Origin of the sequence: Lacinutrix gracilariae (assembly GCF_042684485.1) — a bacterium.
GTDB classification, from domain to species: Bacteria; Bacteroidota; Bacteroidia; order Flavobacteriales; family Flavobacteriaceae; genus Oceanihabitans; species Oceanihabitans gracilariae.
In genome coordinates this window covers 53,270-78,654 of the sequence record NZ_JBHULM010000001.1, presented here as the reverse complement: position 1 = coordinate 78,654, position 25,385 = coordinate 53,270, and the positions used below count along the sequence as shown (strand labels likewise).

Here is a 25,385-nt window from a genome sequence, read left to right as displayed (position 1 = left end):
ATTATCGTTTTTTTATATGGTTTAACTTTCTTTTTGATAAACTTTTTTTACTCAAGGACAATAACCTCGACAATTCTTCAATGTTTTTTGCCGGTATTCCTTCAATTTCTGCCTTTAGCATTAATCCTTTATCCTTTGTTAAAATTATCGGATTTTTTCTCTTGTACTTAAGCGCAACAGACAAGATTTTATTGTCTGGTGAATCTTCGTCATAATCATTAGATAGGTTTGAGGTATTACTCTCTTCGAAATATATATATTTATCCTTTTGATGTTTAAGTATTTCCTTAATTGCTTGTTGAGCTTTATCTTTAATTTTATAATCTCTCTTTTTATTATCAAGTTCGTCAATAACTTTTTTAGAAAAGACAATATTTTGAAGTGGACCTATTACATCTATAATTTTAGGTTCTTCAATTAGAATATTTGTATCAATAATTATTGATTTTCTCTTTTTTATCAGTTCAAACTCTTTCTCTTTAAGTAAAAACTTCTTTTCAACTTCTAAAAATAAACTTGTTTCTTGTTCTTCAAATTTTTCTTTCTCTTTATTTATTTTTGATTTTAAAGTTTTAAATTTCCTTTCATCAGACAAGTCTAAACTTTTAAGCTCTTCCAACATTGAATCAATAAAAGATTGTACTTTTTCTTTCCTAGCTTTTTCAACAGCAATTAATAATGAACTTTTAGTCACTTTAATTTCATTTAAAATTGACTTGTATTTAGAAACATTATAAAAAGGTTTCATTTTATAATCAATCGCTTCAATTTCTTGAATAGTACAATCTGATAAATTATTATTACTAACTTTTTCTGAAATAACAGAATTTATTTCCCCTATTAAACCCTGTACATATTCATCTGCAAAATCTAATTTAAAATCTTTATTATCATTTGTTAGGTCAAACCCTGAATGTTTATTAACAAGATGACAACTAATTGATTTACTATTTATTTCTAAAGGAAAAGTTTCTTTTTTGTATATAAATGTTTTGTTTGAATTTTCAGTAATTACATTAAACTCATCTATATTGCCAATTATTAAATATGCATTTAAAGTTTCCGAAACTTCACTTCTAAACGCTTCTAATTCAGTTTCTAAATCATCATTAATAGGAAGATAGATGAAAAGGTATTTATCTTTTATATTGTTAATAGTTTTAGTTAATGTTTCAATTAATAAACCTGAGACCTTATTAAACATCAACCAAACTTCATTTTCTGAATTTTTGATAATTGTATCTAATCTATCAATAAACATAAAAGGCTCGATAAATTTTAGTTGATTGATGTTATTAGCGATTTCTTCTGAAATATTTTTATCCTCAGCTATTATCCTTTCAATTTCTTTTTGAGATTTAATTAATTCTTCTCTGTATAAAAAATCATCAGAAGTTGGATTTTGATAAAAAGTATATTTTTGTAAAACTTGAAAAAATAAATTGTCTGCCTTTTCTTTATTTTTTCTTAAATATATAGAAAAATAGTCATTGATTGTTTTTGAATATTCATCATAAACAAAAGTTTTGTATTTTCCTGAAATTGTATCCACTAAAAAGACTGCATATAAAGTAGCTGATTTATGTTCTTTTTCTAATAGAACAGAATCCTTAAAAGAATTCATTTTTTCAACATTATAGATTTCAGGGATTTGATTTTCTGAAAATGATTTTAATAGTTGTTCATCTTCATAATTAATGCTAGAATTAATTGAATTCTCTTCGGCATTAACACTTTTCAAAAACTCAAAATTATCTTTTGCTTTTGAATGGTCATTATTTGTATTATCAAAATATAACTCAAATCTTTTATTTGTATGTACTCTGAATTTTTTACCTTTTTGAAAATATTCTTTTCCAATATCAGTTAATTGGCAATAAGAATAAAAACTATCTCCTGTCGTTATCATTTCAAATTCCTCTAGGCTTTGAAGTGCTTCCTTTAATATTTCATATTCAGCGAAATCTTTATATTTATTTTGAGTTGGATTATCTATTACATTGAAACCTAAAATTTCGCCAATTTTCTCTATACTCAAAGCTCTTTCAATATTTAGTAGGCCACAAATAGTTTTATCAAATAATGTGAATTCAACTGCTTCTGTACAAGTTGCAGCATACTTTGCTTTTGTAAAAAACCATTCAAAAGGTTGATACCCAAGATATATTTCTGTTAGTTTTTTATCTTGTTCTATAGCTTTAAATATGTTGTAGTCTAAATTATTCATCATCACCAAATTCTTTTTTTAAGGTTTTGAAATCAACAACAATTCCTTCATCGTTTATAGTGTCAATTACATTTTTATAAATTTGGTTTCCATTTTTATCTTTAAATCTGTAAAACATATTTTTATTTCCAACGACTATTAATAATCGTTTGGCTCTTGATAGTGCTACATTTAATCGTTTAGGTGATTTAGCAAAACCAACATCTTTATTCGTTTTTATTATTCCGTTTTCTATCTTTTTATCACTCCTTACTGTTGAAACAATAATGATATTTCTTTCCATACCTTGAAACTTATCGACTGTATTTAAACGAACTGGTATATCATATTTATTTCTTGCTTTTAAGGCGACTTCTTTCAGTTTTGATACTTGATGTCCGTAAAAACTAATTACACCAATTTCTTGTTCTTCGTGAGCTTTATTTTGGTCGTTACTGTTTTGCCAATGTTTCATATATTCTTCAAAACCATTTGATTTTTTAAGAAGTTTTATGACTAGTTCAACAGCTTCAATTTCATAATTATTTATTCTCGATGTTCCGCTTAATTCTTCTGGTTCATCTACATTAACCCAAATAGTATGAATATCTGGATTAATAAATTTATTAAGTAAAAATCCGTGATGTCTAGAAAATGGATTATTTAGATTTGGGTCATTTGCATTTTCCTTTAAAGGTTTTCCAGGTTCCAAACCACCTTCATCCAAGTAAAATTGTTTAATTACATTGTTGATTTTTGGATGCATTCTATATTGTTCATTAAATGTAGATTTAATGGTTGGTGAAACTTTAGGATGCATTATTAATCTTTCAAATTGAGAAGTTTCTACAAAGTCCTTATTAATTTCTGATGCTAATTCTTTAGCTTCATTTGTTTCAAGTGATTCTAATGTTTCTTTGAAAGTCTTATCGTGAAGCATTGGTGGTAATTGTCTATGGTCACCAATGATAATATTTTTACGTCCAAAACACATTGGTAATAATAATTCTGGTGGTGTCGCTTTACTTGCTTCATCTGTTATTACCGTATCAAATTCAATAGGTTTAATTACCTCTAATAAATTTATTCCTTTATACCAACCGTTAAAATCACTATGCTTTTTACTTAAATACTTAGCACTTTTGTATAACTCACCTGAATCAAAATCTCCTTCATAATCATTGAAAATTCGTTGATAATCTGCTCCAAAATTTGGACTTCCTGCGGAACTACTTGTGCTACCAATAACATTCGCATATTTAAAGTATTTATCTTTAAATACCGTTTTCATTTCTTTGTCTGGTTGCGCCATTTCAAAAGCCCAATCTTTCATAATATCACTATATTTTGGATTAGACTGTTGAGAATTGTCCGCAATTCTTCGCATCCATAATTGTACAGCATTATGGTAAAAATCTTCTTCAACTATTTCAACATCATCTTCCTCTAAAACTTCATTTTCATAATTATCATCCGTTTCAAATTTTTCATCAACCCATTTCTCTATGCGTTCCCTTGCATATTTTTTTCCTTCTTCTTCAAATTTACCAACTTTACCAAAACGTATCGGTTTTACTAGTGTATGATTTTTGTTTAGTAATTTTTCTAATGCGTTATCTACAGCAAGGTTTGTTTCAGAAGTCAAAAGAATTTTTTGCTCCTGATTAACTCTTACCATTTGCCAAATCATTTCTGCAATTACTGTTGTTTTACCAGTTCCTGGTGGACCTTGAAGAAATGCTAAATCTGTACAGTTTAAAGCAGATAGAACCGCTTTCCTTTGAGAATCGTTTAAAATTAGTAATTCGTGTCTTTTTAATTCATTCCATTCTTCCCCATCTTTAGAGAGGTTTTTATAAATTTCTTCAGCCTTTGAACTATCAAAAATAAAATCCTTGATTTTTTCGTTTACTGGTTTTAAGTCTAATCCACCTTTTGGATTAGTAATTTTATTCATTGCTTCATTTAGCCAAGATATTTTAGCTTTGTCTCCTCTTAAATTTGGTGTTACAAATTTTATTTTAGGTTCTTCTTCTATAAATTTTAAAAACCTTTTTGTCTGAGCTTTATCATTAGGCCCATGATAAGGCAGATTAAATATATAATTATTATAATCAGAATATTTTCCGTTTAGGTTACCAATAGCAACAAACCTTTCTTTATAATCAAATTTTTCTCCTTTGTCTATAGTAAACTCAGACCCTGAAATTTGTTTTGTTTTATCTAAGAACTCTTCTTTTTTAGACTTTTTGGCTATTATGTCAATTTTTACTTTGAATTTAAAATTGTCATCCAAAGGTGATTTTACAATATGGAAGTTCCCAAGGTTTTTTACTTTATAAAATCGTTCATTTAGTTCCTTAAAGTTTGTAAAATCGAATGCAATAGTTTTTTGAGATTCGCTAATATTAGTATCGAAATCTAAGGAATAGCATTCTCGTTTTATCTTAGTCCAAAATTCACCTGAAAACTTAGAAGAATTAAACGTTTGTAATTTTTTTAAAGTTGATGTTCTAAAGTTTAGATATACTTTAGACTTCACATTTTTTTTATTGAAAATTTTACACAATTCATCATATCTAATTTTTAAAGTAGTTAAATCTTTGCTTGAGTAATAGAATGTGTTTTGGTTTAATTTTCCTAACTGATTGTTAGTTAGTTTAATTTGGTTGTCTAGTTTAATGTTCTTGGGCCAATTAATTTCAAATTCTGCTCCGTAATTATTTAAGTAGAATTCTTCTAAAAACATTTTATCAATAACTTCTCTTTTTTGAGATAAATTATTTATGTAAACATTTATGGTGTCGCTATTATTTGAAACTATAAAACGATTGTTAAACGTTTCACTAATTTTATTTGATATTGAAAAAGGCGAGATTTTTATAACACAACCAATTTGTTTATTCCTTTCGAGTATGGTTGTAAAATCTTTTTGTATAACTCTATCTAATACATCGTTAATATCTTTAAACCTCAAAAACAGACTTCCATCAGGATTTATTCGTTCGTTTAAATTGAAAGGTTCTTCTGAAATAACCTTTTCAATATTCTTAAATTCTGGGTTTTCTTCCTGTTTTAATTTAACTCGAAATTGATAACGTGACTCATTAAACTGTATAGGCTGATCATAGTTTACAATTTCTATAGGTTGAGAATTTTTATTAAGAATAAGCTGTTGTGCTTCAATCCATTTATCCCAAATTTCTTGCTGATTTTCAATTTCTGATTTTGGAGAAATTTCAAGATTGCATATTTTATTATATAAATCTTCTAACTCTCTAGGCGAGCGATATGGTGTTTTGAAGTCTATTAGTTTTATAACACAATCTTCGACTACAGTATATTCATCTGAATTGAGTTGTTGAATGTCTACTATTACATTTTTTGAGTTTCGATTTATAATTGTTTTATAATCGAAAGTTTGCTCTTGCCATGTTAAAACTAATTCTATTTGCTTCTTTTCAATTTGAAAAGTTACTTTATGCTCGTCTTCATTTTTCTTTTGAAAGAAGCATTTTATTGATTTGTTTTCAATCCATCTTTTTAATTCTTCAAAGCTGCCATTATTTTGTTTATCAAGAGTACTTACTGCTTTATTTTCGAATCTTATTATTAGTTCTATAGGTTCGTCATCGAAAATATCTTCATTGTGGTATGCCATTATTCTCTTTTTAATTATTTATAATTATTTCCCTACACTAGCCATACGCTTCATAGTATCAAAAAACGCGATTTTAAAGGCATCATCTTTAGCATACAATCTATATAAATCTAGCTCCTGTTTGCGTTGCTTAGACATGACCTCATCAAGAATTTTCTGAAAGGCTAAATTCTTATTTTGCTCATCACTATTTTCTACTACTTTTTGTAGAAAGTCTGGATGCGCTTGTATCGATTTCGTTAAACTAATAAACTTTACACGTTGGTCTTCTGGTGTAACTTCCCAGTTCTGAAACCACTTTTCGTTAAAACTCTGAATAATTAAATCTAAAGGGTCTTTATCTTCATCTGTACCATGGGCACCTCTAGGATTTGGATTTTGAGGGTCAAGTTCACTATCCGAATCGTCTAAGCCTATAGTCTCATTTAAACGCACACGTTCTAAACCATAGGTAGACAAATCGACCGAACTTAAAAGTTCATCCAAAGCATCTATTTCTGGATTTTTTATAGGTAATTTAGGAATTAAGAATTTTAAAAACCAATATAGTTTTTCCCATTGCAGCATTTCAAAGGGCATAATCGATGCCATTTGTCCATATATTTTTACAAATTGCTTTGCTTTAATCTTAAAGTCTGCTTTATCATCATCTTCTAATTCTAGTTCATGGATAAAACGCTCTGCTGCATGTTCTATAATCGGACTTAATACTTGTGCGTCCTCTTTATTAAAAAACTTAATGTTAAAATCTTCTACTTCATTCCATTCATAAACACCAACATCATCCAATACTTCTTTTAATTCATGTAATACATTAACATCTGTAGCTTCACTTAAAGATGTGGCTGTATAAAAAGGATCAAATGATGCTTTAATGTCTGTAGACGAATTAAAAAAGTCTAACACAAAAACATCTTCTGTTTTCTTTCCTAGTTTGGTTGCTGCCCTGTTTAATCGTGATAATGCTTGCACTGCTAAAACGCCTTGCAATTTTTTATCTACATACATGGCACAGAGTTTTGGTTGATCAAAACCAGTTAAGTACTTATTTGCGACTACTAGTATTCTGTACTCGTCTTCATCAAACTTAATGCGTGTGTCTTTTTCTGCAAAGCCATTTATTTCGGCTTCTGTGTATTCTATACCATCGACTTCTTTAGTTCCAGAAAAGGCAATGGCTATTTTAAATGGACGTCCTTTGTCCTTTAAAATAGTTTGTAAGGCTTTATAATAGCGAATAGCAGATTCAATACTTTGGGTAACCACCATGGCTTTCGCCTTTCCCTTAAGTTTTTTCTGATTGACAATTTTAGGAATAAAATGATCTAGTATTATTTCTGCTTTGGTATTAATAGTCTGTTGATGCTGTTCTACATAAGCACGTAATTTTTTTTGTGCTTTTGAAGAATCAAATAACGGATTCTCTTCAATAGATTTTTCTATTTCGTAATAGCTTTTTAAGGTGGTGTAATTTGCTAACACATCTAAAATGAAGCCTTCTTCAATAGCCTGTTTCATAGAGTATAAATGAAACGGTTTAAAACTACCATCGGCTTGTTGTACTCCAAATTTTTCTAATGTAATGGTTTTTGGTGTGGCTGTAAACGCCATATAACTAGCGTTACCACGCATTTTACGTGATTGCATCGCTTGTACTATTTTATCTTGAGCATCAACCTCTTCCTCCTGATTAAACTGCTGTCCCATGGCTCTATTCATGTTATCATGTGCAGAACCACTTTGGCTAGAGTGTGCTTCATCAATAATCACCGCAAATCGCTTATCACTTAAATCTGAGATATCTTTAACCATAAATGGAAACTTCTGAATGGTTGTAATAATAATTTTCTTCCCTTGTTCTAGGTTCTCTCTTAATTCCTTAGATGAATGAGCTGGTGCAATAATATTTTTAACTTCCGAAAAATCTGCAATATTATCACGTATTTGCTTGTCTAACAAACGTCTGTCGGTAACTACAATCACAGAATCAAATAAAGGTCTTTCTACATCTTTTATTCCTGGTACATTACTATTTTCTGGATAGGTTTCTATGAGTTGATAGGCTGCCCAAGTAATAGAATTAGATTTACCTGAACCTGCAGAATGCTGAATTAAATAAGTTTGTCCAACACCTTTTTTACTTGCATCTTCTATTATTTTACGTACCACATCCATTTGGTGGTATCTTGGAAAAAATAAAGTCTTAGCTTGTAAAGGATCTTTCTTTTTACCATCCAAACGCACAAAATGCTGAATAATATTTGCTAAACTTTCTCTAGTAAAAACCTCGTTCCATAAATAGTTTGTTCTGTGGCCTATTTCTCCTTTTTGTAGTTCAGGATTCCCTTTACCATGTTTATTTCCTTTGTTAAAGGGTAAGAAAAACGTGCTTTTACCATTTAGCTTGGTGGTCATATACGCTTCGTCTGTGTCTACAGCAAAGTGTACCACACAACGTGCAAACTGTAATAAAGGTTGTTTGGTATCGCGTTGGGTTTTATATTGGTGTTGCCCATGCACTCTGGCATTTTGACCTGTCCATGCATTTTTAAGTTCCATGGTTACAATAGGCAAACCGTTAATAAACAATACTATGTCTATTTCTTCTCTTGGGTTGTCTATGCTATAACGCAATTGTCTGGTTTCGCTAAAACGATTTTTAGCAAAGTTATCTTTTACTTTTTGGCTACTACTTGCCAATGGTAATTGATAAAACAAGGTAAAATGCGCATCGTCTACTTGTAAGCCTTTTTTAAGCAGATACAGAATCCCATATTTTTTAACCAAACGCTCGTAACGATTTAGAATTTTTAATTTCCAGTCGCTTTGCTTTTGTAGCTTTTCTAGTTCTTCTTTTTGGGTACTTTCTAAAAAGTCCCAAAAGAACTGCTCATCTATAGCAAATTGCGCATTAAAGTTAGAAGGTTGCCCAATGTAATAACCTTTTCCTGTTCTATATACTTCTACATTTTCGTTTACAGCATCTACAGACATACCATCCTTTTTAAGGTCTTCTATGCAAGTTCCTGTTAAAGTTCTTTCTATGGCTGCTTCTAAAGCTTGTTCGTTGGTTTGGCTATGCATCTGAATTATTATTTATTTTACTTAAGTCTCGACTCAATGAATCAATATTGAATTTCTTAAATTTATATCTTACATAATTAGATAACATTTGTTCATGGGTTGATAGGATTATCTGTCTATCTGAAAAATCATTTCTTAATAGCTCAACAAATCCAGCGGTATTAATATCATCCATTGTTTGAACCGGATCATCAATTAGCAGTAATTTACTTTTTGAATACTTTTTATTTAAAGCGAGTGTAAATGATAAAACAAGTGCTGATAACTGACCTGTACTCATTGAAAAAATAGCATCATAAGTTTTAGAAGGTGAAGACACAAATTTTATTTTATCTCTTCTATCAATTATAAACAATCCCAAACCTCCTTGAAAATCTTGAACAATTCTACCAGAATATATATGGAATAGCAATTCTATATCCTTTATTAACTGACTACTATATTTACTAAGAGATTCATTTAAAACATCTATAATTGCTTTTATTTGAACTTGATAATCAGATAATTTTTTGTTTTTTTTATTTAGAATAATTAACTCTTCTTTTTTCTCTCCAAGTAATTTATTCTGATAAATTGAATATTGCCATTCAATGTATTTTCTTTTACTTTTCAAGTCATCTAAACTTATTTCTTGAAGAAGTTTTTGATTTGAAGAAAAGAAATCCCCGAAAATATCGCTAAAATAATAATCAATGTTTTCTTGATTATATTTTAGTTTTTGATTCTCAATTATACTTTCAAAAGTCTCAAAACCAAAAATATTTTCTTTTATTTCAATTGAAATACTTTCAGAATAATCAATGCCAAGGCTTTCTAATTTATCTTCAATTCTATCAAGTTTTCTATTCGCTTCAATTTCAAAAAAGTCTGATTTAAAATATTCTGGATTATAAACAAAATCTTTGGTAAACTTATCAAATTCGGCAAACAAACTGTTTTTGACAAAAGTCAAAAAGGTTTTAGTAGCATCAACAAGCTTTTGATCTAGATTTTTATTTAATAATTCAATTTCTGTTCTTTGTGCTTCTATATTTCTAATTAGTTCTTCACTAGAATTATAATCATTGCCACATAATGGACAAATACCATTATTATTATTTAGCTTTTTATGATAATCAACCAAGTGTAATTTTAAAGCATCTCTAGATGATAAGATTCTTGAATATATTTTTTCAGCTGAATTAGAATTCTTTATATCCATAGTTAATTCATCCAACATATGCTGATATTTAACTATCACCTCATTATCCCTATATTTATCAAGAATAATATCAGGCATATTGAAATCATTTTCAATTATCTCATCGATTTCAAATTCTTCGAATAACTTTTTAAAATCAATAACATCATTTAGAAAATCAGCCTCCTCTTCTATATTTTCTTCTTCTTTCCTAAAATTTTGATAATAGTAGAATTTTTGTAAAATATCCTCATTATCTAAAAGACTATCAATTCTATTATTATGAAGATAATTTATAAAATCTCTTTTATTTATTATTAGGCTTTTTAGTTGTTGAAAAGTATTATCGTCATCATTAAATAATTGATTATAGCTAATTCTGTTAAAATCAATTTTCTCTTTATCCCATTCAAAATCCTTATCTACAAACATTTTTTTGAATGAAATAGAATCTGCTTTTTTTAAAGATTCTTTGATTTTACTAATAGACTCATCAAGTGACTGGATTTGTGATTGTAAACCATACTCTCCTTTCAATTGTTTTTCAATAGCTTGATTTAAGTTTGAATATTTATCTATTTTCACATTAAAATCATGCGTATTAAACAGATAGCCTATATTTTGCTTCTTTTCTTGTTCTTTAGATTTTAAATAATGAAAAGTATCCTCTTGTTCTACATAATTAATAAATTCGAAATCTTGCTTATAATTTAAACCCAGCATTTCTTCAAGAAAGTTATCGTTAACTTCTTTTGAATCATCGATAACATCTTCAAAATTATTTAAGCGATACAATATAAAATGGTTAAAATTTATTACGGGCTCTAATGCTTGAGCATTTTTTACAGCAATAAAATAATCTACATCATCAAAACTAAATTGTAATTTTAAAATAATTGTACCATCTGCACCTTCTGCATTATATAGTGGGTTTTCATTTCTTTTTTCTCTACCATCTATTAAATGGTCTAATCTCTTATAGCGTTTTATTTGATTTGTAAATAACAATTCAATAGCATCATAAATAGTCGTTTTACCAAATCCATTGGGACCATCAAAAACAATTAGGCTTTTGTCTTCAAAATTAAAAGTTTCTTCCTTGTAAACTTTGAAGTTTTTTATATAGAGTTTTTTTATTTTAATTCCCATTTTCTGTCTTGTTATCTAATAGTTCAATTAATTCATCTATATCAAGACTATCTAAGTTAGAGAACATATCCTTTTCATGTTGTTTTTCAATAAACGCACTATATTCTAACAATCCTTTTTCTACTAAAGTTTTTTCTGCTTCTTCAAATAGATTTTCTAACGTTTGATTAACTTCTACATTGATTTTAATAAAAGGTAATTTATGTGCAAGGTTATACAATAAATGTCTCCAAGTAGGTTCTAAATAGTTGTTCTTATATTCATTAAAAACACTTTCATTTACAATTAACTCTAATATCTTTTCTGGATTACCATTTTCTGTTTGTTCTAAAAGTTGCTTTAAAATATGTGATGTGAACAATAACACATATTTTTTAAACTGAAAAGGGTCTTCTTCTATTGATAAAATTTCTTTTTTTTGAATTTCATTTTTATCGTTATTCGCTAAAACTAATAATGACGTGTTTTTATCAAACTCCTTGGTAACTATGTGCTCTTTACATTTTTCAAACCATTCATCTTGTAATTCTATAACTTTAGATAAATCACTTTGCTCTACAACCAACCAATAATATTTCCTGTCATCATTCGAAATATATAAGTCTCCAAACTCTAATTCGATTAATTGAAAATTATGTAGATTAAATAATATTTTGATTAAATCTCTCATTTAATTTGTTTTTTAGCGTTTTCTAAAGTTGTCAATGAAACATTAGACCATTTCGTTACATTATTAACATTATTTATATTTTCTTCATCTACATCTTCAACTTGAGTTTGGTGATTAAGCACCTTTTCAATTGACTCAACTTCTATTGACGAGGTTATCAGTTTATCACTTTCATATGGTACTTCTATATCAACCTCATTAATGTTATCGTAAATTTTTCTACAAACACTTTTTATTCTAGCATTTGAGCTATTTATAGCTGTAGCTGTATAAGTTAATCTATCATTCCCTATCCATGTTAGATTATTACCAATTTTACCTTTAGACTCTACGAGTTGATGTAATGCTTGTAAAAAAGCATCCCTAAACTCTTCGCTATCAATGTTATTGTTTTTAAAATCTAATATTGAATTTAATTTAACCTCTCTATGAGGTAATATAGATTGAATAAATTTTACAAGTGATTTATCATCTAAACCATTAATCTGGATTAAATAATTAGCTAATTTTGTTTTCTCTGCTTCAGTCACTTCTCCTTCCTCTTCAATATCATGACAAAACTCTAAATAATAATGATTTATGATGTTTTTTGTAAGAAAAAGAAAATAATCTTTATTTAAAATTGTTGTAGGGTCACTTACTAATTTGTCTTTAAAATTTTCAAGAGGAATTATAAAATAATAAGCACCCTCAGATATTGTTAACCCGTTACATGTGTGATTATTTGCATGTATTTCAATTATTTGAGAACAGATAAGAGACTCTAAGCCATTACGTAAAGCAGATATATTCTCTACATTATTATAATGTGCTAATTGATTATTATTTAAATATAAGGCTATCTGTTCTTCACAAAGACTATTTATATCTTTTAACTGACAGAAAGAACTACCGCCATAATTATAAATATTTATTGTGGGATGAATAGCTTTAATTTGTGCATCGGTTTTTTCGTTTTGAGTAGAAACATGAAAATACGCTCCATTACATGGAAAAGTTATTAACCTCTGTTCTAATTTATCAAAAGCATCTTTATACGCTGAGTATAAATTACTCTTCATAGCTTTAACTTGATGTAAAGTTATTGGGTTTATGTCTGCATCAACTATTGCAAAATCTTCTAACGAATCTAATTGTAAAGAATAATCTAGAGCGTTAGCATCTGTGTTTAATAATTTTAATACGTGATACAATGCTACTTTTCCTTGATATATAAAACCACTCCAAGTAGCTGCTGCTGTATGTATGTCATTTGGGTCTATTAATTGTTTCATTCTTCTATTTTTAACAAACCCTAACCTTACCAGTTACAACCCCATTTATTAAACTACTCTTATACTCTTTTAACTTGGCTATTTCTTGCTGTTTTAAGCCAATAGCAGTTTCTATTTTTTTTGAAGCAGTTTCTATATAGGCCGAAATTTCTTTTTGTTCTGAAAGTGGAGGCAGAGCAATAGGTAATTGTTTTACTAAATCTGTATTTAAATTTGGTTGTGTTGCACCTTGATTCATCTCTTCCCTTAACCTTTTGGTCTGTGAGGCAAAATAATAGTAGAGAAAGATTTTATCAATCAAATCTTCCCTTAAATCCAAAAATGCTAATACACCATCATTGATACAGCCAGAAATTTTCAATATTTTAGGAACACCTAAAGTTGCTCCGCTATTGGATAAAACGAAAGTTCCTTTTAAAATATATCTGCTTTGCTTTTTACCAGCATTAGTTAAAAAATTTACAGCTTCATTTAAATATATATTATCATCTTTAGTAATATCTCCAACAGCTAACCAAGGAACATCTTTCCCGTCAAAATACATTGGATGTCCAGCAGGTCTTGGTGAAGCACCTCTTATGATTCTAGAAATATATCCGTTTTTACTCACCTCCCAATGCTCAGGAATCTCACCAATCCACTCCACACCAGAATCTTTCAATGGTATACTATCATCTAAACCACGTGTGACTGCTTTGTGTATTAAAATTTGTTTGCGTTCTTTTAGTAAGTTTATTTGTTGCTCTTTAATAGCAATGGCTTCGTCTATTTTGGTGGTTTTATCGTCTAAAAATTGGGCTATTTTGGTTTGTTCTAGAAGTGGTGGAAGTATAGATAGTATATTAAAAAAATCATCCGTATATAATCTTAACCTACTTTCAATAACTCCAGAAGAGTTTCGTTTAAATTCTGCTTTATAAAGTTCTGTTCTTAATAAATAATGAAAATATCTATTATGGTTTTCTCCATAAATTCTATAAATAGAATATGCAGGACTTGTAATTCCATCAAAAGGCGAAAACCCTAAACTTCCATTCCAAGCAAGCATAATATTACTTACTAAATCTCCTTTTTTTACTTTTTTATACCCTTCTAAAGTCAATGCATTTGTTAACATTCCACCAGCTTCAACTTTGTCACTTTTATTAGTTACTCCAGTGTATTGGGAAACAGAAAGTAAATCTTCATCTCCATCATCACTCCTCTCATTTATTTCATTAAAAAGGTATTTTATTCTTCTTAATTCCCAATGCTCAGGAATCTCCCCTAACCATTCTACGCCAGAATCTTTATAACTGTCGTAACGTTGTATTTTATTTTCCACTTCTACCATTACACCAAGTTTAAAATGTCTGCAATTAACCCTTCGCTTTGTTGTTCTAGTTCTAGAATATCTTTAGTCACAGCCTCTATGTTACGTAGCGGTGTATGCTTGTAAAAGTATTTGTTAAAGCTAATTTCGTAACCAATTTTGGTAGCGTCTAGGTTTATCCACGCTTCGGGTACGTGTGGTTGTACTTCGCGTTTAAAGTAACTGTGTATGTTATCTTTTAGTGGTACATTTTCGGTGTCTCGTAGGTCGCTTTCGGTTTCGTAAATGATATATTCGTCTTTTTTGAGAGACTTTAGAGTTTTTAGAGATTCTTCGCTTTGCTCTGAATGACAATCTTGTTCTGAATGGCAACCATAATATCCAAAGTCTGCTAAGTCTTTTTCTTCGCAGTCTAAATGTGCTAGTAGTTTTGCCAATTTATCACTAGAGAGTTTTTCTACTTTTTTAATGACTTTATCAGCTTCGGCATCATACCAACTTACGGCATTTAAAATGGCTTTTTTATCGCTTGCAGAAAGGTCTAGCTTTTGGGCTTTGACTTCGGCATCTACTTCGGCTTTAAAATTGTTAAAATTGGTGTACAGTTTATCTCCAAATACATTTTGTAAGGCTTTGGCGTTGGTTACTAAACGCAAGTGCTTAGTCCAAGTCGCTGGTTTACATAATTTGGTTTTATTGGCAGACGATAGATTGAGCTCGTTTTTTTCGCACCATGCTAATAATTCGGCTTCGTGCTGTTTAATGTTGGTATAAATACTTTCTCCAAAAGTTTCAAATGCATATTGCATAGGTTCTTGTAACACTCTGTCGTAACGCAAGGCTTCTATACGCTCGTTGGTAAATTGTGCTTTTAGGCGTTTTGGTCGTTCTATGGTTGCTTTGTAATAGCCAAAATCTGCATTATCAAACACCTGTGCAGCAATGCCTTGCTCGCCTTCGCGTTCTGCAACGCTCATGTTGGTGTAGGTGTTTACAATTTCTGTAATGTGTTCTGGTGTAAACTCGCAGTTTTTGTTTCCTAAGTTTTTACGCAGTTTGCGGTACAGTTGTCCAGCATCTATCAATTGCACTTTACCTTTACGATTAGCAGCTTTGTTGTTGCTTAAAATCCAGATATAGGTGGTAATGCCTGTATTGTAAAACAGGTTGTTTGGTAATTGCACAATGGCTTCTAACCAATCGTTTTCTATAATGTGCCTACGTATATTGCTTTCGCCACCTCCTGCATCTCCTGTAAAAAGGCTACTACCATTATGTACCGAAGCAATACGTGTACCTGTTGGGCTTTGCGATAAGGCTTTCATTTTATCGACCATTTCCATTAAAAACAGCAATTGCCCATCGCTTGAACGCGGAATAGCATCTACCTCTTCTGCCACATCCCAATAGTTTTTTAAGCTGATTTTAAAACGTGGATCTATAACATCTTTACCATCCTTAATATATTTTTGCTCACTAGACCAAGATTTTCCGTATGGTGGATTGGAAAGCATAAAATCGAAAGACTTGCCAGCAAACTCATCTGTAGATAAGGTAGAACCCACTCTGATGTTTTCAGGGTTATTTCCTTTAATCATCATATCACTCTTACAAATAGCGTAGGTTTCGTCGTTGATTTCCTTTCCATACAAATAGACATCTCCTGTTGCGCGAATTTCACCTTCTTCATCTTTAATGAAGTTTTGAGACTCGGTAAGCATTCCACCAGAACCACAAGCAGGATCGTAAATAGTCATTACTGGTGGTAAGTTGTCTTTTATAGGATCGAAAATAATGTGCGTCATTAAATCAATCACTTCACGTGGTGTAAAGTGTTCTCCTGCTTCTTCGTTGTTTTCTTCGTTAAATTTTCTAATAAGTTCTTCAAATACATAACCCATTCCTAAATTAGAAAGCGCAGGTAATTTTCTGCCTTCTGGATCTTCTTTTTCAAAAGGGGTTAAGTTGATGTAAGACGATGTGAATTTCTCCAAAACATCTAACAATACATCTTTGTTTGCCATATGACGCACTTGACTGCGTAGTTTGAATTTTTCGATGATTTCCTTTACATTCGGACTAAAACCGTTTAGGTAATCTTCAAAATTGGCTTGTAATATTTGTTGGCTATTGGTAGCGGTATCTTTTAGTTTTTGAAGCGTCCAGGTACTTACGTTGTAAAAAACGTAACCCGAAGCTTCACGTAATCCTGTTTCGTCCCATTCGGTAAAACCAGCTTCGTCACGTTGAAAGGCTAATTCTTCTAAAACGGCGTCTTTTGTTGGTTCTAAAAGGGCGTCTAAACGACGTAAAACAATCATTGGTAAAATAACGTCTCGGTATTTACCACGTACGTAAACATCTCTAAGGCAGTCGTCTGCAATAGACCAAATGAAGGAAACTAATTTATTGTGTGCGGATTTATTCATCTATAAATACATGTCTGTTTTATTTGTTATAAAAAATGCTATGCTAGTAATTATTAGGGAGAAGCTAAATATATAACCTTTTTAAAAATTACACATATATTCCTACAAAAAAAATTAAAGACTCCCTCCTTAAAAAAGGATATTAAAATACCGTAAGTTTTTGTTTAAAACACGTCTAAATATGTATCTTTAAAAGCATTTAAACATTAAAAAGAAAGGTATTATTTATGCTTACTTGGAAACATATTATAGATTATACGGTTAACGGAAACCCTACTCCAGATAAACGCGTAGAAAAAACAGAAAAAGAGTGGCAAGCACTACTTACGCCTGAACAATTTAGAGTCACCAGACAAAAAGGAACCGAAGCTCCACATAGTGGCGCGCTTTGTAGTATTTATGACGAAGGACAATACAATTGTGTTTGCTGTAATACGCCATTGTTTGACTCTAGTATAAAATTTAGTTCTGGATCTGGTTGGCCAAGCTTTACACAACCTATACACGAAAATGCCATACAGTATAAAAAAGACACTTCTTTTGGTATGGTTCGCGTAGAAGTTATGTGTAATACCTGTGATGCGCATTTAGGACATATTTTTCCTGATGGTCCAGAACCTAGTGGCTTGCGTTATTGTATAAACTCTGCATCGATGCAATTGAATACCGAGACTAGTAATGAATAAAGATTTACAATTAGCAACTGTTGGTGGTGGCTGCTTTTGGTGTACCGAAGCTGTATTTCAAGAAGTAAAAGGCGTAGAAAAAGTAATTTCTGGCTATGCTGGCGGAACGGTTCCTGGGCACCCAACCTATAGAGAAATATGCTCTGGCTTAACAGGCCATGCCGAAGTGGTACAAATTACCTTTGATGCCAATGTGATTTCTTACCAAGACATTCTGGCTATTTTTATGACCACACATGATCCTACTACTTTAAATCGTCAAGGCGCAGATAGAGGCACGCAATATCGTTCGGTCATTTTTTACCACAACCAATCACAAAAGGAAATTGCAGAAACCGTTGTTAAAGAAATTGCTGTTTATTACAACAATCCTATTGTTACCCAAATAAGCGCGCTACCTATTTTTTACGAAGCAGATGCCACACATCAAGACTTTTACAAAAACAATCCAGAACAAGGTTATTGTAGTTTTGTAATTGATCCTAAATTAGCTACATTAAGAAAACTACATGCTAATAAATTAAAATAAGCATGATTGTTTTACTAGTAGGCTTAATCTAAGAAAAAAAATGAAACTTGATATAAAAGACCGATTTCGTGTAGAATTACCAGCAGATCCTATTCTTGTAAATACAAGAAGACAGGTAGAAAAAGCTTGTTTTTCTTACGCTACACCAAAACAAACCGCAAAACCAGAATTATTGCATGTATCGCCAGAAATGCTAGATGCTATTGGCCTCACTAAAGAAGATGCTAAAAGTGATACGTTTTTACAGGTATTTACTGGTAATGCCATTTTACCAAATACCAAACCATACGCTATGTGCTATGGAGGACATCAATTTGGTAATTGGGCAGGACAATTGGGCGATGGTCGTGCTATTAATTTAGCCGAAGTAGCACACCAAAACAAACACTGGACCATACAATTAAAAGGTGCTGGCGAAACGCCATATTCTCGTACTGCAGATGGTTTGGCTGTGCTACGCTCTTCTGTTCGTGAGTATTTATGTAGCGAAGCCATGTATCATTTAGGCGTACCTACCACCAGAGCATTATCTTTAGCATTATCTGGAGATCAAGTATTACGCGATATGATGTATGATGGCAATGCTGCGTATGAAAAAGGCGCTATTGTTTCTCGTGTTGCTCCTAGTTTTTTACGCTTTGGTAACTATCAAATATTTGCAGCAAGACAGGACACAAAAACCTTAAAAACACTAGTAAACTATACTATAAAACATCATTTTTCGCATTTAGGAAAACCCTCTAAAGAAACGTATTTACAGTTTTTTGAAGCCGTTTTAAACAACACCTTAGAGATGCTTATTCATTGGCAACGAGTTGGTTTTGTACATGGCGTAATGAACACAGACAACATGTCTATTCTTGGGCTCACCATAGATTATGGTCCTTATGGCTGGTTAGAAGGCTATGATGCTAACTGGACGCCAAATACCACAGATAAACAGTTTAAACGCTATCGTTTTGGTGCGCAATTAGAAATTGGTTTATGGAATTTATTGCAACTTGCCAATGCATTATACCCTTTAATAGAAGAAGCAAAAGGATTAGAAAACATACTAAACACGTATAACGAAAAGGCTGCAGACCAATATATAGCCATGATGCGAAGCAAACTAGGTTTGCTTTTAGAAGATGAAAAAGATGTAGCTCTCATTTTTTCTCTAGAAGAAATTTTACAGCTAACAGAAACCGATATGACCATCTTTTTTAGAAATTTAAGTAATTTTTCTACGGAAACCCCTTCGGAAGGATTACAAATTATAGAAGATGCTTTTTATGTTCCTACGGAAGTTTCCGAAGACATAAAAGAAAAGTGGAACTCTTGGTTTACAGACTATGCTGCTCGTTTACAACAAGAAGGTATTTCAGCCGAAGAGCGAAAGCAAAAAATGAATCTGGTAAACCCTAAATACGTACTTCGTAATTATATGGCACAATTAGCAATAGACGATGCCAACAAAGGAGATTACAAATTAATAGACACATTATTTCAACTACTAAAAAAACCGTATGACGAGCAACCAGAAAATCAAAAATGGTTTGCTAAACGTCCGGAATGGGCAAGACATAAAGCGGGTTGCTCTATGTTATCCTGTAGTTCATAATACTTTTAATACAACAAACACACCAATAGCCTACAGTTTATACTAAAGGCATTTATAACACTAAAAACACATACAATGTTAGGACTTGGTACTGCAGCATTAGGAAGACCACAATACATCAACATACGAAAGGATAAAAATTCACACTCTGATTTAGCATCTTTTAAACAAGAAAGTTTTAAGGTATTAGAAGAAGCCTACCAATTAGGTGTTCGGTATTTTGATACTGCTCCTGGTTACGGATTAGCAGAAGATTTATTACTAGAATGGTTACAAACCAAACAAGATCCAAGCCTACAAATAGCCACAAAATGGGGTTATACTTACGTAGCTAATTTTGATGCCAAGGCAAAAGTGCATGAAGTAAAAGAACACAGTATTGCAAAGCTAAAAGAACAATGGCAAGTATCTAAGGCATTTCTTCCGCATTTAAAAATATATCAAATACATTCCGCTACATTAGAAACAGGTGTTTTAAATAATGCCGAGGTTTTACAGCAATTGGCGTTTTTAAAAAAGGAACACGGATTACATATAGGAATTACCACCACAGGAAGCAACCAATTAGAAGTACTTAAAAAAGCGATAGATGTTTCGGTAGAAGGAGAACCTCTGTTTGATGGTTTTCAGATTACCTATAATATTTTAGATCAAAGCTTAGAAAGCATAGCGAATACACTAGAAAAACAAAACAAGAAAATTATTATTAAAGAAGCTGTAGCCAATGGTAGAATTTTTAGAAACAGCAACTATTCTCACTACACTGCACTATACGATCCTTTAGAAACTTTAGCTGCAAAATACCAGGTTGGCGTAGACGCAATAGCCTTAAAATTTTGTCAGCAAAACATTAAAAACAGTTTGGTTTTAAGTGGTGCATCTACAGTAGCACAATTAAAACAAAACCTTCAAGCGACAAAAATCACCTTATCTGAAGAAGAAATAAATCTACTTAAAAGCTTTAAAACAGACCCAAACTATTATTGGCAAGAAAGAAAAGAATTGACTTGGAACTAAACACTTATTAACTATTTATGATTAAAATAGCATTTGGAGGAGGATGTCATTGGTGTACCGAAGCTGTGTTTCAATCGTTAAAAGGTGTAGAAAAAGTAGCACAAGGTTTTGTGGCTTCTACAGGTGAAAACACGAGTTTTTCTGAAGCGGTTCTTCTGCATTTTAATCCGGAAGAAATCTCCTTAAAAATACTCACCGAAATACATTTGCTAACTCATAAAAGTACTAGCAATCATTCTATGCGTGAAAAATACCGTTCGGCAATTTACACGTTTTCTAAAGCTCAAAAAGAAGAAGCACTTGCTTTAATTACAAGTTTTCAACTAGACTTCAACAACAAGCTTATTACGCAGGTATTGCCTTTTAAAGCGTTTCAAGCTTCGCGTGAAGCCATTCAAAATTACTATTTAAAAAATCCAGAAAAACCATTCTGTAAACAGTATATTCATCCTAAACTAGAATTACTTTCTAAACAATATGCCAAGCATATAAAGTAATAAACAGTCTTGGCCTATATCTTATTCTTGTATTTCATAATGCAGAAAAAAGAAATTCAATAGGAAATTATATCCTTTCTTTTAAAATAAAACAACCAAAAAGCTGTTAAGGTATTAGCTTCGGCATAATTAATGATACAATCTTGTATATTTGAAAAAATTTATAATTTATGAAAAGAATATTCGCACTCCTTTTGCTTACCATAAGTGCAACATCACTTGCGCAAAACAACGCTTTTCAAGCTGGTGAAAAACTAAGTTTCACTGCATCTTACAACATGTCTGGTTTACTAACAGACCTTGCAGAGGTACGCATGGAAACTAGTGAGGTAAAAACCTCTAAGTCTACCTTACTACGTCTTAAATGTACTGCCACCACTTACAGCAAATGGGATAATTTTTTTAAAATACGCGATATTTATGAAAGCTATGTAAACCCTAAAACGCTAACTCCTTATTTATACCAAAGAGATATTGATGAAGGAGGACATTATAAATTTGTAAAATACACGTTTAACCATAAAACCAATACTGTAAAAAGTTTAAGAAGACAAAAAAGTAAAAATTTTGAATCTGGTTTTTGGGATAGAAATGATGTCGTCAATATTAATTACGGAACAAAAGATTTAGTGACTACCATTTACCATATTAGAAATTTAGACATACATAAAGCACCAGTAGGAGCTTCTGATTCTTTTACGGTATTATTTGATAATAAAGAAAGAAAAGTCTCTTTTACCCTTTTAGGAAAAGAAACCATAAGCACAAATATTGGTAGCAAAGAATGCTACAAACTAGCTATTAGTATTAATGGTAGTGATATTTTAAAAGGAAACAATGACAACATTCTTTGGTTAACCGCAGATGCAAACAAAATACCTGTTTATGCAAAATTTAGAGTTGCTGTTGGTAACGGAGAACTTAAAATAAAATCTGCTACAGGCTTAAAAAACTAATATAATTATGAGAAAACTATTTATAACCCTTGGTATTATAGCTGCTGTAATTGCAGTAATTTTATCTGCTTTACCACTTTTTAACGTAGCCATTATTCCTGCTATTGCAGCCTTAGTATTTGGTTTTATTGCTTTTTACTTATCTAAAAAAGAAAACGAATCTAAAAAAGCAGTACAGTTAATCTTTTTATTATCTATTATTTCTTTAGGCTTAACCACCTATAAATCTATTTTTAATAAAACCGAAGTTGGAGATACTAAAGCACTAGAATTACGTGTACAAGAAGCAGAAGATAATGCTATTGAAGAGTTAGAAGGCTTAGATTTATCAGAATAAAAAAAGACTTTTTTTTAATATATGAAACGCTTAAAAAATGGTGCTTTAATGAAAATCTATTTGCTACTATTTGCCTTTATTTTATTAGGCGCTTGTAAAAAAAACAAAAACACAACTAGCAAACAACAAGAACAAATACATCTTGTAGACACTAGTTTGGTAAAAAAATATAGCGCAAGTATTACTGCTGGTTCTTTAAAAGAAAACCTTTATCAGTTTGCTTCTCCAGATTACGCAGGTCGAGCAACAGGAGAAGAAGGTCAAAAAAAAGCAGTTCATTTTTTAGCCGATTTTTACAAGTCTAATGGTACCGCATCGCCTATGGCAGACAGCAGCTATTTTCAAAGCATTCCTGAAACTTTTTTACCAGAAGGCATACAAGCTTCAGAAAACGTGTTAGCGTATATTAAAGGAAGTGAAAAACCAGAAGAAGTACTTATTATTTCTGGGCATTTAGATCACTTAGGTGTTAAAGACAAAGATATTTATTTTGGTGCAGATGATAACGGTTCTGGTACTGTGGCTATATTAGAAATAGCTAAAGCATTTAAAGCAGCCCAAGACCAAGGAGTTTCTCCTAAAAGAAGCATTTTATTCTTACACCTTACCGCAGAAGAAATAGGACTTCAAGGCTCTTTGTATTACACAAAAAATCCGGTATTTAAACTAGAAAACACCATTGCAAATCTTAATATAGATATGATAGGCCGTGTAGATAATTATCATACAAAAAACCCTAACTACCTCTATATTATTGGTGCAGACCGATTAAGTAAAGAATTGCATTACATTAACGAAAAAGTAAACCAAAACAGCACTAATTTACTTCTAGACTATAAGTATAACGAAGAAGAGGACAGCAATAGGTATTACTACCGAAGCGACCACTATAACTTTGCGAAACATAATATTCCAGTAATCTTTTATTTTAACGGAACGCATAAAGACTACCACAAACCTACAGACACTCCTGAGAAAATAAATTATGCGCTTTTAGAGAAAAGAACCAAGCTTATTTTTGGTACTGCTTGGCAACTTGCCAATCAAGAAAACAGGCTTATACTAAATGACAAAGACTAATTTTAGTTGTTAAAATTTATATAAAGCCTTTCTTTATAATATCTATTATTCCGCTTTTTTGTAATATAGTAGATTACATATTTTAGCAAACAAACAAAACCAACTTATTTTAATAAAAACGAAATCTTATGAAAAAATTGTTTTTACTTTTTAGTGTATCTACAATGCTTTTTTCTTGTGGTACATCACAAAACCAAACAGCAACAAAAGACACTAAAAGCGCAACAGTTACTACCTATGCCAACAGCATTACTTCAGCAGAACTAAAAGAAGCGCTTTACACCTATGCTTCTGATGAGTTTGAAGGAAGAAACACTGGAGCACCAGGACAAAAGAAAGCGGTAGAATATTTAAAAAACCACTATGTAAGCTTAGGAGTTCCTTCAGCATTACCAAATAATGATTACTTTCAAGAAGTACCTTTACAAACCTTAAAAATACCTAGCATTCAGCTTCATGTTAATGGTACACCATTTACTGCATTAGAAGATTTTGTATCTGTAACTACTAGTCCTGATGGCACTTTTAAAGCCTCAGATATTGTATATGCTAGTTATGGTATAGAAGATGAAAACTATTCTAATTACAAAGACTTAGACGTAACCGGAAAAATAGTTTTAATAAAAGCAGGCGAACCTAAAAATGCAGATGGCACATACACCTTGACTGGAACAGAAACAGCTTCAAAATGGTCGCATTTTAGACAAGAATATGTTGCCAAAAGAGATCTAGCAAAAGATAAAGGAGCCAAAGCCGTTTTGTTTTATAATCCTGAAAATTTCAACTCTGTAGTACGCCGTTATGGTAGTTCTAGCGGAAGAATGAATTTACAAGAAAAAGCAGATGATTTCTATTATTTTATAATCAACACTACACTTGCAAAAGCACTACATAGTGGTATTGAAAACCAAGACAACACACAAACACTAGCAAGCTCAATTGCTATAGATTATAAAAACGATGTTACCGAATTTGCATCAGAAAACGTAGTCGCTATAATTAAAGGAAGTGAAAAACCAGAAGAGTACATTGTAGTATCTGCGCATTTAGATCACGAAGGAATTAAAAATGGCGAAATATATAATGGTGCAGATGATGATGGTTCTGGTACTGTAGCCATGTTAGAAATAGCAGAAGCTTTTCAAGAAGCAGTAAAAAACGGTCAAGGACCAAAACGCTCTATCGTATTTTTACACGTTACAGGAGAAGAAAAAGGCCTATTAGGTTCTAGATACTATACAGACGTAGACCCTATTTTTCCGTTAGCAAATACCGTTGCAGATCTTAATATAGATATGATTGGACGTACAGATCCTAAACGTGAAAAAACCAACAGAAACTACCTATATTTAATTGGTAGCGATAAATTAAGTACCGAATTACACAACATTTCAGAAGAAATGAACAACAAATACTGTAATATAGATTTAGACTATACTTTTAACGCAGACAACGACCCAAATCGTTTTTATTACAGAAGTGACCACTACAACTTTGCAAAAAACAACATTCCTGTAATCTTTTATTTTAATGGTACACATGCAGATTACCACAAGCCAAGTGACACACCAGACAAAATACAATATGATTTATTAGAAAACAGAACCCGTTTAATTTTTTACACTGCTTGGGAACTTGCCAATCGTGAAAATAGAATAATAGTAGATAAAGCAAATTAGTATTTGGGCGTTACCCAAGGGTCGCGCTATCCACTA

The 25,385-nt window shown here is 31.2% G+C and carries 17 protein-coding genes; 9 read left to right on the top strand and 8 right to left on the bottom strand.

Annotation, left to right across the window (positions count from 1 at the left end):
- Window position 1 precedes the first annotated feature (1 nt).
- From ACFSSB_RS00340 to ACFSSB_RS00305, 8 genes are read right to left on the bottom strand one after another with little or no spacing between them, the layout of a single operon-like run.
- Window positions 2-2,227, bottom strand: a complete 2,226-nt coding sequence (locus ACFSSB_RS00340) for a PIN domain-containing protein (protein ID WP_379899783.1) — start codon at window positions 2,225-2,227, stop codon at window positions 2-4.
- Window positions 2,220-5,867, bottom strand: a complete 3,648-nt coding sequence (locus ACFSSB_RS00335) for an AAA domain-containing protein (protein WP_379899781.1) — start codon at window positions 5,865-5,867, stop codon at window positions 2,220-2,222. Before ACFSSB_RS00335 ends, ACFSSB_RS00340 begins: the two co-directional genes overlap by 8 nt.
- A 24-nt stretch (window positions 5,868-5,891) precedes the next feature.
- The gene (locus tag ACFSSB_RS00330) at window positions 5,892-8,951 is read right to left on the bottom strand and encodes a type I restriction endonuclease subunit R (RefSeq protein ID WP_379899778.1); all 3,060 of its coding nucleotides are present in this window, start codon (window positions 8,949-8,951) and stop codon (window positions 5,892-5,894) included.
- The gene (locus ACFSSB_RS00325) at window positions 8,944-11,280 is read right to left on the bottom strand and encodes an AAA family ATPase (RefSeq protein WP_379899776.1); all 2,337 of its coding nucleotides are present in this window, start codon (window positions 11,278-11,280) and stop codon (window positions 8,944-8,946) included. Before ACFSSB_RS00325 ends, ACFSSB_RS00330 begins: the two co-directional genes overlap by 8 nt.
- Window positions 11,270-11,950, bottom strand: a complete 681-nt coding sequence (locus ACFSSB_RS00320) for an ABC-three component system middle component 1 (RefSeq protein WP_379899774.1) — start codon at window positions 11,948-11,950, stop codon at window positions 11,270-11,272. Before ACFSSB_RS00320 ends, ACFSSB_RS00325 begins: the two co-directional genes overlap by 11 nt.
- The gene (locus tag ACFSSB_RS00315; RefSeq protein ID WP_379899772.1) at window positions 11,947-13,224 is read right to left on the bottom strand and encodes an ABC-three component system protein; all 1,278 of its coding nucleotides are present in this window, start codon (window positions 13,222-13,224) and stop codon (window positions 11,947-11,949) included. The genes ACFSSB_RS00320 and ACFSSB_RS00315 overlap by 4 nt, the downstream gene beginning before the upstream one ends.
- Before the next feature lie 10 nt (window positions 13,225-13,234).
- Window positions 13,235-14,557, bottom strand: coding sequence for a restriction endonuclease subunit S (locus ACFSSB_RS00310; RefSeq protein WP_379899770.1), 1,323 nt, complete (start codon window positions 14,555-14,557; stop codon window positions 13,235-13,237).
- Window positions 14,557-16,965, bottom strand: coding sequence for a type I restriction-modification system subunit M (locus tag ACFSSB_RS00305; protein WP_379899768.1), 2,409 nt, complete (start codon window positions 16,963-16,965; stop codon window positions 14,557-14,559). Before ACFSSB_RS00305 ends, ACFSSB_RS00310 begins: the two co-directional genes overlap by 1 nt.
- Before the next feature lie 227 nt (window positions 16,966-17,192).
- On the opposite strand from ACFSSB_RS00305, the gene msrB reads away from it, so the two are divergent.
- From msrB to ACFSSB_RS00260, 9 genes are all read left to right on the top strand, one after another.
- Window positions 17,193-17,651 carry a peptide-methionine (R)-S-oxide reductase MsrB gene (msrB, locus tag ACFSSB_RS00300; RefSeq protein WP_379899766.1) on the top strand — a complete coding sequence of 153 codons (459 nt, stop codon included), beginning with the start codon at window positions 17,193-17,195 and terminating at the stop codon, window positions 17,649-17,651.
- Window positions 17,644-18,180 (top strand): peptide-methionine (S)-S-oxide reductase MsrA, encoded by a 537-nt coding sequence (gene msrA, locus ACFSSB_RS00295; RefSeq protein ID WP_379899764.1) that lies wholly within the window; start codon window positions 17,644-17,646, stop codon window positions 18,178-18,180. The genes msrB and msrA overlap by 8 nt, the downstream gene beginning before the upstream one ends.
- A 40-nt stretch (window positions 18,181-18,220) precedes the next feature.
- Entirely contained in the window at window positions 18,221-19,783 is a 1,563-nt protein-coding gene (locus ACFSSB_RS00290) for a protein adenylyltransferase SelO (RefSeq protein ID WP_379899762.1), read from the top strand.
- 75 nt (window positions 19,784-19,858) lie between these two features.
- The gene (locus ACFSSB_RS00285) at window positions 19,859-20,800 is read left to right on the top strand and encodes an aldo/keto reductase (protein ID WP_379899760.1); all 942 of its coding nucleotides are present in this window, start codon (window positions 19,859-19,861) and stop codon (window positions 20,798-20,800) included.
- A gap of 17 nt (window positions 20,801-20,817) precedes the next feature.
- Window positions 20,818-21,297, top strand: a complete 480-nt coding sequence (locus ACFSSB_RS00280; RefSeq protein WP_379899758.1) for a peptide-methionine (S)-S-oxide reductase — start codon at window positions 20,818-20,820, stop codon at window positions 21,295-21,297.
- Between the two features lie 170 nt (window positions 21,298-21,467).
- A complete protein-coding gene (locus tag ACFSSB_RS00275) occupies window positions 21,468-22,253 on the top strand; it encodes a DUF3108 domain-containing protein (RefSeq protein WP_379899756.1) in 786 nt (261 codons plus the stop codon).
- A gap of 7 nt (window positions 22,254-22,260) precedes the next feature.
- Complete coding sequence (locus tag ACFSSB_RS00270; protein ID WP_379899754.1) at window positions 22,261-22,590, top strand: FUSC family protein; 330 nt, start codon at window positions 22,261-22,263, stop codon at window positions 22,588-22,590.
- Window positions 22,591-22,611: 21 nt separating this feature from the next.
- Window positions 22,612-23,670 (top strand): M28 family metallopeptidase, encoded by a 1,059-nt coding sequence (locus ACFSSB_RS00265; RefSeq protein WP_379899752.1) that lies wholly within the window; start codon window positions 22,612-22,614, stop codon window positions 23,668-23,670.
- Window positions 23,671-23,798: 128 nt separating this feature from the next.
- Window positions 23,799-25,349 (top strand): M28 family peptidase, encoded by a 1,551-nt coding sequence (locus ACFSSB_RS00260; RefSeq protein WP_379899750.1) that lies wholly within the window; start codon window positions 23,799-23,801, stop codon window positions 25,347-25,349.
- Window positions 25,350-25,385 lie beyond the last annotated feature (36 nt).